This window comes from Bradyrhizobium sp. USDA 4474 (assembly GCF_054057515.1).
Genome location: NZ_JBSRZJ010000002.1, coordinates 888,589 through 901,680, shown reverse-complemented (window position 1 = coordinate 901,680; position 13,092 = coordinate 888,589). Strand labels below are relative to the sequence as shown.

Sequence of the window (13,092 nt, the reverse complement as noted above, 5' to 3'; positions counted from 1 at the left end):
GTCCAATCCCACCCGAAGCCTCCGTCCTAACCGGAGGCTTCTTCGCACAGCCATCCCAGTCCCGAAGCAAGGGTTCCCGCCTAGCGCTTACCAATCGAGCGTCATCGCCACCACAGATCTTCTCCAGCGACGCCGGGACATAACCAACCATGCGGCAGCGAGCTCGATCTGCAATTCCTCCGGATCGGAGCCGATCAGCGTGCCGCCTCGGCAGCTTGCTCAGATTGGCAAGCGTGCGTCTGCGCAGCCATTCTCCTCTCGATAACAGCGCCGCCGGGGGATGCCGCGCATCAATCTGGTACATTTCGCCAGTACTCTTTGGGAGTAACCACTCAGTCGTCACTCGCCGCTTGAACGAGAAAACGCAGAAATTGCTCAACAATTTGCGTTGTTGCCCCCACGCGACACCGGGATGTCACGGTTAAGGTTAAACCACTGTAAACGTTGACTGAGCGGCCGCTTTAACAGAAAGTTTACCCAGTTGGCAGGGATTTGTCAGCGAGCAGTAAGAGTTGCGTTTCATCTTGCAAGAAGGATATTCCCTCATGTTGAAGTATTATTTCAAGGCCACGGAAGCGTTGAAGCGTCTGCGCACGGACAAGGACGGCGTGGTGTCGCTCGAATACGTGATCGTCGGGGCTTGTGTCTGCGCCGTCGTGCTTCTCCTGTTTACTGGTACGGGTACGAACACCCTTAGCGGAGCGCTGAATACCGGGTTCGGCAAGATCGCCACCACCATGTCTGGTCTGCCATAAGCGGAGTCTGGAGCGCGGCAATTGGATATCCCAATGCCGCGTCACTCTTTCGAAGGAGGGATTCTGCTATGTTGAAATATTATGTTGAGGCCACCAAAGCGTTGGAGCGTCTGCGCACGGACAAGGACGGCGTGGTGTCGCTCGAGTACGTGATCGTCGGGGCTTGTGTTTGCGCCGTCGTGCTTCTCTTGTTTACTGGTACCGGTACTAATACCCTCAGCGGAGCGCTGAACACCGGGTTCGGCGCGATCGCAACTACGATGACTGGACTGCCATGACTAGTTTCTGAGTCTCATGACAGATCCGTCCACAGCGTGGCAGTGGATGTCCCAATGCCACGCCCGTTTCAGGCATGCATTTCATGGACTGGATTGCTCCCATGGATTGGATTGCTCCCGCGGCGTCGTTTCTTGAAATCCTTTTGTTGCTCTATGTCGCAACGATCGATATCGCGACACGATTGATCCGAAATGAAATTTGTCTGGTGCTGGCGCTCCTCGGGCTCGCCGGGCATTTTGCCGGCCCGATGCATTTGGCAGAATCTTTGGTCGCCGCGACAATCCTGTTTTTGCTGCTCCTAGTCATCTACCAACGGGGATGGATGGGCGGCGGCGATGTCAAACTGCTGGTCGCGTTGTCGGTTGGCCTCCCACTGATGGGCGTGCTTCAGTTGTTGACTATCACCGCTCTGGCCGGCGGCGTCCTTGCCATGGTGCATCTGATGATGCGTCTTCTGCCGTATCCCAGGCTCGCGCCAGCGAGATCGTCGTTCGCGCGCCGCGTTTACGCGATAGAACGTTGGCGCCATTTGCGACGCGCGCCGCTACCTTACGGGGTTGCGATTGCGTGCGGCGGTATTTGTACCATTTTCAGTCAAGGGCTTTGAACATGTCATCTACTCTGCGTCTTTCGATCATAATGGTTTTTTTGCTCGCGGCCACTGCGCTCGGGCTTATTGCCTACAGCCTGAACCTGCCGCTTGCACAGGCCCCGGTAGTACAGGCCACGGAGAAGGCGCCAGCAGCCCCTCTCACTCGTTACCTTGTCGCGGCACGTCCGCTGAAGGCTGGTACGTTGACACGCGAGGAAGATTTTCGCGCCGATCCGTTGGATAGCGTTCCAACAGGGGCGATCCGTGATACGAGCGACGATAGGACCAGACTTCTCGGTTCTCTGGTTCGCAAGAACCTCGACACGGGCAGTCCTATCACATCCGAAAACGTCTTGCTGCGGGGAGATCGCGGTTTCCTTGCCAGCGTCTTGGAGCCGGGTACCCGTGCCATCAGCATCAAGGTTGACGCAGAATCTGGTGTCTCGGGGCTGATCAAGCCGGGTGACTATGTGGATGTTGTCCTGACCCAAGTAGCCGCGAACGCAGATGTTGCGCGTCGCGCTCTCAGCGAAACCATTCTGCAAAATGTTCGAATTATCGCGATTGACCAGGAGATTGTGCAAACCGGCGGACCCAATAACACCGGGGCCGCGAAGGTCGCACAAACTGTGTCGCTGCAGCTTGCGCCAGAGCAGGTCAAGAAGATTGCAGTGGCAAAAAATCTCGGAACGCTCTCCTTGGCTATGCGATCAGCCGTCGAGCCACGCGACATAGCGGACAGTCGCACTATTTCCAGCTGCGACGTGTCGGCGGAAATAGCCCGCCAGAATGCTGTTGCCGGCCAAACTGCAGCGGTGGTGGTTTATGGCGGCGGCAAGGTTCAGGAATACTCAGTCAGGAAGCAAGATTCAACTGCGGGCTGTGGCGTCTTGCCGAGAATGGCCCGCGAGAGTGACACGGTGGTGGTTCATGCAGCTGATGAGGTTGAGGCGGTAAAGCCGCAGGAGAAACGGCGATGAGCGTTATGGCTATAGTCAACCCGCTTGATGAAGCTCCATCTGTTGCAACGCGCGACCGAATTGTCTGTTTCGTAAACGACGAGCTGAGCGCAGCGGCGTTGCGCAAAGGGCTCGAAGGCAGCAACCTATCGATCAGGCGTGGCACCATTCGCAACGCTATACGGATGCTCGAGACCGACACCGAGCTATTCGCGTTAGTGGCCGACATCAGCGGGATCGATGATCCCTTCACCGAGCTGGAGCGATTGTCCGCCGTCTGCCCACCTGATGTCCTGGTGGCCCTGATCGGGGAGAGCAGAGAGATTACCTTCTACCGCGAGCTGATGGAAATCGGCTTGACCGAGTACCTTCCGAGGCCGCTCACGCGCGATATGGTGCTGCACCAGCTACGTCCGAAGCTGCTCGGCGACACGGCGCCCGCCGCGACCGATCGTGGTGGGCAAGTGATCTCGATCTGCGGCGCACAAGGGGGCGCCGGGGCAACGAGTATCGCTATCAATCTCGCCCTGCAACTGGCCGAGACCACGAAGGCCAAGGTCGCGCTGCTCGATCTTCATTTACAGAACGGCGAAACCGCGGTGATGTTGGGGGTTCGGCCTGGGCCAGGGCTGCGCATCGCTCTGGAAAACCCAATGCGTGCGGACACATTGTTTCTCGAACGCGCAGCCATTGATATCAACGAGCGTGTTTGTTTGATTTCCGCCGATGAGGATTTGGATGCACAGCTGGACATCACTGAAGCGGGAGTGAGACACGTACTGGGTCTGCTCCGTCAACGGTTCAACTACATCGTTGTCGATGTACCAGTGCCGTTTCCGCCATCCATCCATCCGGTGATCATGCTGTCTCGCCAAGTGCTGGTGCTGCTGGAGGCTGAAGTGACCGGACTTCGCAATGCGCATGCCCTCCGCGCTGCCGTCACCAGCATCGCTGGTAAAGACCGAGTTTTTACTTTGCTCAATCGTGCCGGTCGTCCGGGGGGGCTTCCCAGAGCAATGGTTGTCAAGGCCTTAGGCGCAGAACCGGACATGGTGATTCCCGATCTCGGCAAGGGGATGACCCAAGCGGTCAATCTGGGAATTCCAGCTTTGAAGCACGTACGAAAACTGCGCCGTCACCTCGCGCCCATTGTCCGGGAGATCACTGGCGTCGGCATCGTGCGGCAGGGATGGTTCAGGAGGCTGTTCCGGTGACGAAAAAATTCGGCTCGCGCGAACGCGAAGGCGCGTCAACCCGTTTTCCTGCATCTGCGGAAAGGGACGGCGCGCCAACCGGCTTGCCCGCGTTGACGCCAAACCGCGACGAACCTTCGATCGACCAGGCCGTGATGCAAGTTTTGTCGCACGAACGAGCCGACCTGCCGGCTTCGCTGCGCGAAAGGGTCATTGAGCAGATTGAACCATCGGTGGCCGCGACTGTTTCCCGCGATGTTCTTCGGCGGCAGATCGAGGAAATCATCCATGGAATCGCCAACCAGGAACGGCTCGAATTGTCCGGCCGTGAGCAGTTTCAGCTAGCGGACGAGATTGCGGACGACATGACCGGCTACGGGCCGCTGCGTTCGCTCCTGCTGGATGAATCGATCAACGATATCATGGTCAACGGACCAAGTAACGTTTATGTCGAGCGATACGGAAAGCTGGAACGGGTCGCGCTGCGATTCCGCGACAATGAGCACATCGCGTCGGTGGCGCAGAAGATCGCGGCCCGAGTTGGCCGACGGGTTGACGAATCCAGCCCGATGGTGGATTGCCGGTTGCCGGATGGCAGCCGAGTCAACATCATCTTCCCGCCGCTAGCGATCCATAGTCCCTGCATTTCGATCCGAAAATTTCCAAGTCGCCGTTTGAATTTGGCCGGAATGGTCGAAAACGGCACAATGACCGCTGCCATGAGACAATTGCTGGAGATTGCCGCGCGATCTCGGCTCAATGTTCTGGTCTCTGGCGGTACCGGTTCTGGCAAGACGACACTGTTGAACGCCCTGAGCCAACACATTGATCACAGTGAGCGCATTGTCACGATCGAGGATGCCGCAGAGTTGCAGCTGCAACAGCCGCATGTGATCAGCCTGGAGACCCGGCCTCCTAGCCTCGAGGGCACGGGGCAGGTGACACAACGCGATCTGGTGTGGAATGCCCTGCGGATGCGTCCTGACCGGATCGTCGTAGGCGAAGTGCGCGGTGCTGAAGCGTTTGACATGCTGCAAGCGATGAACACCGGCCATGATGGGTCGATCTCCACGGTGCATGCTAACAGCGCCCGCGACGCACTGACCCGCATTGAAAACATGGTGCAGATGGGACAGCCAAATCTGCCGCTGCGGGCGATTCGAGCTCAGATCGTTGCGGCGTTGGATGTCATTGTGCAAGTGGAACGCATGCGAGATGGACAGCGGCGCATTGTCCAAATCAGCGAGGTGACCGGCCTGGAAACCGACGTGATCACCACCAATGACATCGCGGCGTTTGAGTACCAAGAGGATGATGTTCACGGGCGGATTTTGGGCGCCTACCGGTCCACCCATTCAATCCCGAAATTCAAGAGCCGTCTTGCCTATTATGGGCTTGATCGAGCTTGGGCTGAGGCTATGAGGCAACTATAATGCTGCCAGTATTGATCATCGTTATCCTGGCGCTCCTGATCTGCGCAGCGGTCGTGTCGTTGTGGCTCGACGGTCGAGAGAGCCGCATCGTACGTCAGGTAGCGATAGCTTTACCAACCTCACATTCGGCGAGCCGGCCCTCCATCCGTCGGCTACAGGCCGGATCCCGACAGCGGTTGTTCCACCGCTTGGTCAATTATAACGCAGAGACAAATTACCTTTGGCACCCTGCGTATCCGCTCCTTGCCGGCGTTATCGCGGCAGCGGCAGTCCTTTATGTTACTAGCCTGCTGGATTTCACCACCCTCTACGCATATCTGGCGGCGGCAATTGTCGCCATCATGGTGGTACGCGGTTTGTTTGGGTGGCAGCAACGTCGCGTCGCCGATCAACTTTTTCGACAGCTACCTGATGCGATCCAGATAGTGGCAAGTACTGTTAGATCCGGGCTGCCTGTGAACGAAGCATTCCGCACCATCTCACGCGAGATGCCGCAACCAACGGCTGGGCAGTTTGCGATCGTATGCAGCGAATTGAGTGTGGGGAGGCCTCCCGAGGAAGCTGTAGAGGCGGTCTATCGGCGAACGCAAGTGGCAGAGTATGCGATGTTTGCGGTGACACTGGCAGTCCAGATGAAGTCTGGTGGCAGTTTGGCTGAAACTTTGCAGACTCTGGGAGACACCGTAAGTCAGCGCGTTGCGCTGGCTGCTCGCGCCAAGGCGCTGGCAGCCGAGGTGATCTTTTCTTCGCGAGCCCTTTCATGCATGCCCGTCATTGTAGGTGGGATATTCTACTGGCTCAGTCCGGAATCGATTTCTCTGCTGTTCACGGATCCGACCGGAAACAAACTGCTAGCGTATGCGGTATGCTCGGTGCTTGCCGGGCACTTTGTGATACGTTGGATGATCAGAAGGGATACGGCACTATGAGTGTTGTTCTCGGTCTAGCGGCCTCCGCCATAGCAGTTGCGACTGCGGCCGCGGTGTTGATCATCCGCGAAATTCACCTTCGTGCATTGAACACGAGGGTGTCGAACGCCGTGATCGGTGTTTCTGGCCAGTCAGCCCCCATCCAGAACGTGACCGGTTTGTTTTCATCGCTCGGCGCGAGGTATCAGCGCTTCTACGCTCCGGAAAATCTGGAACAACTGCGAACGATCCTTCAATCATCCGGCTTCAATCATTTTCGAGTCTTGCCAATCTGGATCGGTGTCAAAACCGTCAGCATGTTCTTGTTTCCAATCGGGGCGCTTGTGGTTGCGCAGCTTTCGGGGAAGCCACTGACCGATGTGTTGATCTTCACCCTCGTTGGCGGGGTGATCGGCATCATGGGGCCGCGATTGATCCTGTTGCTGCTCAAACGGCGCTTTGATGCGGCCATTCGGCTCGGCACGCCGGACGCTATCGATTTGCTGGTTGTATGCACCGAAGCAGGAATGGGGCTGGAGAGCGCGGTGCAACGCGTTGCGGAAGAAATGAACGAGACGAATCCTGCGACCGCCGGGGTGTTATACGATCTTCTTGATAACCTCAGGGTCTTGCCAAACCGCAGCGAGGCGTTTGAGAAATTCGGATCTACGTCAGAGGGACTTCGCCGATTCGGCACCATTGTCAGCCAAAGCCTGCAATACGGAACGCCGTTGAGCCAGGCTCTGCGCAGTGTCGCGGTCGACCTACGGCGAGAGCGTATCACCAAGCTGGAAGAAAGAGCACACAAGTTGGGCGCCAAGCTGACGGCTCCGATGGTGTTGTTCATGCTTCCAGCCATGTTCGTCATCTTGGGCGGAAGTCCGTATCTGCGCCTCATAGCGACGTTCACCAACGCAGGGAAGTAAGCCATGGGCACGTTTACCCTGTTCAAAAGCTGGTCTTACGATTGGATGATACACCTCTCGCCGGCGATGAGGTTCGTTCCAGCCTTGGATGGGTTGCGGGACAGACGCGGTGTGAGCACATTGATGTTCGCCGCATCTTCAGCCTTGTTCTTGGGGATTGCCGGCTTCGGAATGGAGGTCAGCTCCTGGTACCTTGAGCGGCGGCACGGACAGAATGCTGCCGATGCTGCGGCCATTGCAGGTGTTTTGGGAGGGCTCAACTACGCCACCACAACCATCGCGGGCGCAACAGGCTTTTCCAACGCCCAGACAGCAGGTACCAGCGTTGCGACAGACAACGGATATACGTCGGGATCGAATACAACCGTCACCATCCAGCCGGGCAACTGGAGTGGCGGCAGCTTCAGTGCTGACAGCAGTGGATCCTGTACGCCATCGTGCAACGCAGTCCAGGCGCAAATGGTTCGGGCAGAACCGCGGAGCTTCAGTTCCTTTATCGTAGGATCGGGCTCGCAGAACGTCCGCGAGGTGGCGACTGCCGCGCTGTTAGTGACCGGACCCGCATGTGCTTTGGCCTTGGGCGGGGGGCTTGCGTTTAGTGGCAACGGGTCAGTCACGGGAACAAACTGCTCTTTGGCTTCGAATAGGACCGGCGGAGACTCCATCACATTCAATGGCGCCGGCGCCAACAAAACACAGACCAACCTCATTTTGGTCGGAGCAGGCGGCTGTACGCAGTCTGGCTCTGCTACCCCATGCACTGCGGGAGGCAATCTGATGTACCAGCCCCCCACGACCGATCCATATGCAGCTCTGCAGGACCCGTCCGCGATTCCCGCGGCGGTCAACAGCACGAATTGCACGAATTCGACAACTGCCCAGTCGCCGTATGTCATCTCCTCTGGCGTGTTCTGCGTAGGAAAAACCTTGACCGTCCATAACGCCGGCGACAGTGCCGTGCTTGCTTCGGGAACCTATTTCTTTTTCAATTCTGGCATCACGGTTTCGGGCGGATCGCTCAGCTGCTCGGGTTGCACCTTCATTTTCACCGGTCCGTCGCCAAATTATGGTGGTAACTCAGCCAGTTTGAACATCACCGGCGGAACGGTGAACATGAGTGCTCCAACGACCGCCAGCTACGCCAACACGAATTATAACGGCATGCTTTTCTACATGGACTACCGGAATTCACAGCACACCAGTTCCTGCGGTAGTGCGCCGGTCTCAATTCAAGGCAGCTCGACCATTACGCTGAATGGCGGCATGTACTTCCCCGACGCGAGCGTCTGCGTAACCGGCAACACATTCTCTAGTTCGACGACGTGCATGTCGATCGTCGGCTGGTCGCTAACCTTCACCGGCAGCGCAACGGAAAACGTGACGGGATGTGGCACGACCACCAAGACCGCCCAAGTTCAGGCTATAGCCCTCGTGCAGTAGGAATACGCTATGTACCACAATTTCCTCCGGGATCAGCGTGGGGCCGCGGCGTTGGAGTTCATAATCGTCGCCGTCTTTGTGCTGGTCCCACTGCTGTTCGCTGTCGTGGAAGTTGGCGACGTAACGCAACGCCAGACCGCCATACAGTCAGCCGTTAGAGCAGGCGGAGAATATGCCCGTTACTTCTTCCCCACCGATTCGAGTGGCATTCAAAATACCGTAACGAGCGCTCTTCCCTCGGGATGGAGCTTGAGTGGAACGCCGACGGTAACTTGCTCCTGCGCGGGGACAGCGACCTCGTGCAGCGCGATCGCGACGGGAACGACGTGCAATACTCCGTTCTTGATTCAAATCTCGGCCAGTATGCCCGCTTCTTCCATAATAACCCCTTGGTGGTCGCAATCATTCAGCAATAGAGTAAGCTATGAAGTCCGCGTCAAGTAGAACCAAGATGCTTGATAACGCGGGGGCTGTCGCCCTTGAACTCGTTATCATCTTTACGGCGTTTTTTTTGATGTTGGTCGCGATATCTGATGTGGCGAGGTTCTATGTTACGCAAAACTCGGTTCGCACGCTGGCGAGCGAACTGGTGCGACAAACCCTAATCTACTGCGCTGGGCAGTCGCAACTCACACAATGTGCACTGCCATCGACCGGGACAAATAGTGTCGCCACTGCGCAGGGGGCCGTGCCCTTCCTCGCAGCGAGCGGCTTTGCAACGACGCCGGCCGCTTCTCGGTCGACGGCCGATGCTACCACAGGGGTGATGGCGGTTACTGCGAGCGCGAGCTACAATTTCGGCTTTATCCTGCCTGTATGGCAAGGAACCATAACCCGGGTCGCCCAGAATACTCAGCTTAGCTACTGAGCGAGATGTATGTCGGAGCGCTTCGGCTTCGTAGGGGAATTCCCGAAAGGACCGCTGTACTGTGGCGGGCGCGTTACGACCTGTGGTTGCCGCTTTTGGAAAAGGTCTTAATGCTCCGCGCGCTTCCATCGGCTCCCGAGCGGGTGGTGGTGCTCGTTGGCAACATTGGGCAATTTTCTCTCGCGTTGGGAGTGTCGGGTGCAGTTCGCTTCTTGCAAACGCGCCATGTGCTGGATGATGATCTTGCCGGAGCTAGGCGACAGACGAGTGTGCTCCGCCGACCGGAATTGGTTCGTGCGTGCCCGCCAGGAATTGGAAATACGGCTGTAACGATTTATCACGAAACCGGTTGTAAGCTCTATGACGTGCGCGGAGGCGAGTTTTTAGCGCATGGCGTCCATTTGCGGGACAGGCGCTGGATTGCGGCGAAGGGGGGGGTGGAATGAGCGGCCGGCGCATTGCCAGCAATGAAGATGGGCGGTTTCCCGCCTTGGGCGTGATCGTCCTTGGCGCTGTGCTTGCCGCATTTGGCGCGGCGAATGGCGCGGGGGCGGCAGACCGGCAGAGTTCCTCCGGCGGCGTCTTCGTCAGCGAGATCGGCGACGTCCAGCGCGTCAAGGTGATCGTCAACAAGTCGCGCACCTTTAGGGTCGAAACGGCGTTTTCTACGATTGTGTCGGGTTCGCCCGAAATCGCCGAGGTGAGGTCGCTGAGCGATCACGTGATCTACGTCCAGGGCAAGCAGGCAGGCTCGACGAACGTCATCCTGTTCGATAACTCGATGAAGCAGATCGGGATCCTTGATGTCGATGTGGTGGTCGATGCGGAGAATCTGCAACGTGAATTGCAGCAGCGGGCGCGCAGTCTGCAACAAACGATTCAGTCATCAGGCACCAGCGGGGTGCGTGTCGCTGTTTCGCAAGGCCAAGTGGTCCTGAACGGAACGGTGGCCGATGCGGTCGCCGCCGAACGAGCCACTTCGATCGCGACCGCCAGCTTTCCGTCAGACTGGAAAATCGTCAACGCCATTAACGTGGCGGGTCCGCAGCAGGTCATGTTGGAGGTTCGCTTCCTCGAGGTCTCGCGAACGGCTGGCCGCGAACTGGGGGTGAACCTCCACGCGGGGAACGGCAGTCTCAATCAGGTTGGCCAGAGCGGAACGTCCGGCCCCCCCATCGCGGCCAGCACCCCCCAAGGTGTTCCTCTTATCGGTGCCGCCTCGGGGCTCATAGGTACCGCAACTCAACCATTCGGTAGCCTCTTAACCAATGTACTGAAGCTGAATAACGGTACGTCGGTGGATCTGTTTGTCCAGGCACTTGAAGAGAAAGGCTTGGTGCGTCGTTTGGCCGAGCCCAACCTGATGGCACTGTCGGGCGACGCGGCGCGATTCCTGGCTGGCGGTGAATTTCCGGTGCCGGTTGCCTCCAACACCACGAACGGCTTTCCGACCGTCACCATCGAATTCAAGAAGTTCGGCGTTGAGCTGGCCTTTGTGCCGACCGTGCTCTCCCGCGGCGTAATCAACCTTCGGGTCGAACCGTCCGTAAGCGAACTCGATTTCACCAACGCAGTACAGATTCAGGGAACGACCGTCCCCGCCTTGACCAGCCGCAACGCCCGAACCACGGTTGAGTTGCGCGATGGGCAGAGCTTTGCGATCGCCGGGTTGCTCCAAACCCGCAACACACAAGATGTCCAGCAATTGCCATGGATCGGTTCGGTACCAGTCCTGGGGGCGTTGTTTCGAAGCGCATCCTATCAACAGAAAGAAACAGACTTGGTCATCATCGTGACGCCGCGGCTGGTCGCACCGGCTGTGCCTGGCCAGCAACTGGCGTCGCCTCTCGATTCGCGGCTGCCCGCCAATGATGTCGATTTCTTCCTCAATGGCCAGATGGAAGTAAAGAAGCGCTACAATGACTACGTCAATTCCGGCGGGGATCTTAAAGGGCCTTACGGCCACATCATCGCGCCCGATGTGCGCTTACCGGCGCCGGCGGTTGTCGTCGACCAACCCGTTGTGAAGACTCTCAATTGAAGGACGACCGATATGGGATGCACGGCGCTTTTTGCGGTCTTTACGTTAGGGGCCTGCAACGGCCTGGCCGGCCATGACGAGATGGATCGTTATTTCCAGCGTTCGGACACGATCACCATGAGCGCCGGCGACGCCAAGCAGGTCAACGCCGCGATCCACACGATCAATCCCTGGCCGAGCTACGTTGGTGATCGCCGGATCGTGTCCCAAGCGGCGAAGACTGATGGCACTATCAAACGCTATCGTGTCGGCAACCAACCGCGCGATCCGTTGCCAAGATTCGGCGGAGACGGGCCGGGCCTCGCGCACGAGCCAATGGGAGCCGCGGGCGCAATCGGGGCGGCCGTGGACGCAAACAACGGGAGTAGCATCTATCTTGGATCAGGAAGTGCCTTGGCGGGCGTAGGCGCCTCGCCCCCGCCACGGTAAACCAATGATTCGTTGGAAAACCCTCATGCGGCGAGCTTTTGTTTGGCTAACTTGCGCCTCGCTGGCCACGGCCTTGGCGGCTTGCGAGACGGTGCAAGATTATACGGTGCGTGACGCTGCTGTCGTTGCGCCCGGCGCTCCAGCCGGTCCAGACCCTGTGCAGGAGCCGACCGACGTCAAATATTATCCATCCGATGAACCTGTACGGATGGGGTTGGAGCACTACAATCGCGGCAATTTCGGACTGTCCCAGCGGTATTTTAAGGAGGCGGTCGAAAAGGCTCCGAAGGACGTCACCGCCTGGATCGGGCTGGCGGCGAGCTACGATCGGCTGCGCCGCTTTGATCTTGCCGATCAGGCCTATGCACAAGCGATTCGGCTGGGCGGTGAAACCGTTCAAGTCCTGAACGATCAGGGATATTCGTACATGCTGCGGGGCAATCTGAGTGCGGCGCGGCGAAAGTTCGACAGGGCCTATTCGCTGGATCCGGGCAACCCGGTGATCGCCAACAACCTCGAGCTTCTCAATGGGAGCCGGCGGTTCATTGAGAGGCCGCCGAACAATCAGCCTTAAAGTGGGGGCGGAGTGTCGATTTTATAATTGGCGCTGGAAGCCGCGCCTTGGGCTAGGTGGCGGTCGAGGATGTCAGCGGCGCGCATCCGAATACGCGCCTCAAGCATGATGTCGATCCTTGTCAGGACGTCCGACAGGCAGCGCCGGCCGCGGTGGCTTCGTGAGGGCACCGCGGTGGCGGTGCGGCGGTGCGGCGGCTCATACCGGAACTGCGCAAACTAAATCGGTACGCTGCGAGCATGCGCCCCGAAGGATAACGCGTTACGCGCGGTATCCTTGAAAATGTCCGGCCAAGCCGAAACAGGTCTCCCAAGCTGCGGCCTGCCAGGTCAGCCGATTCGATCTAGGTATTACTTTACCCGAAATTGACTCGACAGAACAATGCCCATTTTCGTACGCAAGAATCAAACGAATAATTGAAAATTGTGCTGAGCGGCCTTTCGATGAACCGCCGGCTGCCATCGAGAAGCTCGCGGTTGCCTGGTGTCACCGGGTTGCCCGGGTCGAGCGAATAGGCCCTCTCGAACTTTCGCCGCGCCGCAGTCAGGTCTGCGCTCAACCTCCAGGGCGGGCTTCCGACTGCAGCAGTCCCATCGTGCCGCCCGAGACGTCACGAGGCCGGCCCCTTGATTTTATCGATATGGGCAAAAAAGCGAGCCCCGCGCCAGGGAACAATTAAGACAACCTAAACGTTT

At 58.2% G+C, this 13,092-nt stretch carries 14 protein-coding genes; all 14 read left to right on the top strand.

The window, feature by feature from the left end; translation table 11 throughout:
• The first annotated feature begins 545 nt into the window (after positions 1-545).
• The 14 genes from ACVW16_RS06160 (at position 546) to ACVW16_RS06095 (ending at position 12,397) form a co-directional block, all read left to right on the top strand.
• Positions 546-755 (top strand): Flp family type IVb pilin, encoded by a 210-nt coding sequence (locus tag ACVW16_RS06160; protein WP_456802273.1) that lies wholly within the window; start codon positions 546-548, stop codon positions 753-755.
• 68 nt (positions 756-823) lie between these two features.
• Entirely contained in the window at positions 824-1,033 is a 210-nt protein-coding gene (locus ACVW16_RS06155; RefSeq protein WP_456802272.1) for a Flp family type IVb pilin, read from the top strand.
• 101 nt (positions 1,034-1,134) lie between these two features.
• Positions 1,135-1,641: an A24 family peptidase gene (locus tag ACVW16_RS06150; RefSeq protein WP_456802271.1), complete on the top strand. Its 507-nt coding sequence runs from the start codon at positions 1,135-1,137 to the stop codon at positions 1,639-1,641.
• A 2-nt stretch (positions 1,642-1,643) separates the two neighbouring features.
• Positions 1,644-2,606 carry a Flp pilus assembly protein CpaB gene (cpaB, locus tag ACVW16_RS06145; protein ID WP_456802270.1) on the top strand — a complete coding sequence of 321 codons (963 nt, stop codon included), beginning with the start codon at positions 1,644-1,646 and terminating at the stop codon, positions 2,604-2,606.
• A complete protein-coding gene (locus ACVW16_RS06140) occupies positions 2,603-3,799 on the top strand; it encodes an AAA family ATPase (RefSeq protein WP_456802269.1) in 1,197 nt (398 codons plus the stop codon). Before cpaB ends, ACVW16_RS06140 begins: the two co-directional genes overlap by 4 nt.
• 134 nt (positions 3,800-3,933) lie before the next feature.
• A complete protein-coding gene (locus ACVW16_RS06135) occupies positions 3,934-5,211 on the top strand; it encodes a CpaF family protein (protein ID WP_456802610.1) in 1,278 nt (425 codons plus the stop codon).
• Complete coding sequence (locus ACVW16_RS06130; RefSeq protein WP_456802268.1) at positions 5,211-6,140, top strand: type II secretion system F family protein; 930 nt, start codon at positions 5,211-5,213, stop codon at positions 6,138-6,140. The genes ACVW16_RS06135 and ACVW16_RS06130 overlap by 1 nt, the downstream gene beginning before the upstream one ends.
• On the top strand, positions 6,137-7,045 hold the full coding sequence (locus ACVW16_RS06125) for a type II secretion system F family protein (protein WP_456802267.1): 909 nt from the start codon (positions 6,137-6,139) through the stop codon (positions 7,043-7,045). The genes ACVW16_RS06130 and ACVW16_RS06125 overlap by 4 nt, the downstream gene beginning before the upstream one ends.
• A 3-nt stretch (positions 7,046-7,048) precedes the next feature.
• Complete coding sequence (locus ACVW16_RS06120; protein WP_456802266.1) at positions 7,049-8,485, top strand: pilus assembly protein TadG-related protein; 1,437 nt, start codon at positions 7,049-7,051, stop codon at positions 8,483-8,485.
• Positions 8,486-8,494: 9 nt separating this feature from the next.
• Positions 8,495-8,929: a TadE/TadG family type IV pilus assembly protein gene (locus ACVW16_RS06115; protein WP_456802265.1), complete on the top strand. Its 435-nt coding sequence runs from the start codon at positions 8,495-8,497 to the stop codon at positions 8,927-8,929.
• A 7-nt stretch (positions 8,930-8,936) separates the two neighbouring features.
• A complete protein-coding gene (locus ACVW16_RS06110; protein WP_456802264.1) occupies positions 8,937-9,353 on the top strand; it encodes a TadE family protein in 417 nt (138 codons plus the stop codon).
• A 442-nt stretch (positions 9,354-9,795) separates the two neighbouring features.
• Complete coding sequence (locus ACVW16_RS06105) at positions 9,796-11,394, top strand: type II and III secretion system protein family protein (RefSeq protein ID WP_456802263.1); 1,599 nt, start codon at positions 9,796-9,798, stop codon at positions 11,392-11,394.
• A 12-nt stretch (positions 11,395-11,406) separates the two neighbouring features.
• The gene (locus ACVW16_RS06100; RefSeq protein ID WP_456802262.1) at positions 11,407-11,823 is read left to right on the top strand and encodes a hypothetical protein; all 417 of its coding nucleotides are present in this window, start codon (positions 11,407-11,409) and stop codon (positions 11,821-11,823) included.
• 25 nt (positions 11,824-11,848) lie between these two features.
• Entirely contained in the window at positions 11,849-12,397 is a 549-nt protein-coding gene (locus tag ACVW16_RS06095; protein ID WP_456802261.1) for a tetratricopeptide repeat protein, read from the top strand.
• The last annotated feature ends 695 nt before the right edge of the window (positions 12,398-13,092 follow it).

Bases quoted from the DNA above. Each gene is read 5' to 3' on its own strand.
- ACVW16_RS06135 (WP_456802610.1), top strand. From the start codon at position 3,934: ATGCAAGTTTTGTCGCACGAACGAGCCGACCTGCCGGCTTCGCTGCGC.
- ACVW16_RS06160 (WP_456802273.1), top strand. From the start codon at position 546: ATGTTGAAGTATTATTTCAAGGCCACGGAAGCGTTGAAGCGTCTGCGC.
- ACVW16_RS06130 (WP_456802268.1), top strand. From the start codon at position 5,211: ATGCTGCCAGTATTGATCATCGTTATCCTGGCGCTCCTGATCTGCGCA.
- ACVW16_RS06095 (WP_456802261.1), top strand. From the start codon at position 11,849: ATGCGGCGAGCTTTTGTTTGGCTAACTTGCGCCTCGCTGGCCACGGCC.
- cpaB (WP_456802270.1), top strand. From the start codon at position 1,644: ATGTCATCTACTCTGCGTCTTTCGATCATAATGGTTTTTTTGCTCGCG.
- ACVW16_RS06105 (WP_456802263.1), top strand. From the start codon at position 9,796: ATGAGCGGCCGGCGCATTGCCAGCAATGAAGATGGGCGGTTTCCCGCC.
- ACVW16_RS06150 (WP_456802271.1), top strand. From the start codon at position 1,135: ATGGATTGGATTGCTCCCGCGGCGTCGTTTCTTGAAATCCTTTTGTTG.
- ACVW16_RS06115 (WP_456802265.1), top strand. From the start codon at position 8,495: ATGTACCACAATTTCCTCCGGGATCAGCGTGGGGCCGCGGCGTTGGAG.
- ACVW16_RS06140 (WP_456802269.1), top strand. From the start codon at position 2,603: ATGAGCGTTATGGCTATAGTCAACCCGCTTGATGAAGCTCCATCTGTT.
- ACVW16_RS06100 (WP_456802262.1), top strand. From the start codon at position 11,407: ATGGGATGCACGGCGCTTTTTGCGGTCTTTACGTTAGGGGCCTGCAAC.
- ACVW16_RS06110 (WP_456802264.1), top strand. From the start codon at position 8,937: ATGCTTGATAACGCGGGGGCTGTCGCCCTTGAACTCGTTATCATCTTT.
- ACVW16_RS06120 (WP_456802266.1), top strand. From the start codon at position 7,049: ATGGGCACGTTTACCCTGTTCAAAAGCTGGTCTTACGATTGGATGATA.
- ACVW16_RS06125 (WP_456802267.1), top strand. From the start codon at position 6,137: ATGAGTGTTGTTCTCGGTCTAGCGGCCTCCGCCATAGCAGTTGCGACT.
- ACVW16_RS06155 (WP_456802272.1), top strand. From the start codon at position 824: ATGTTGAAATATTATGTTGAGGCCACCAAAGCGTTGGAGCGTCTGCGC.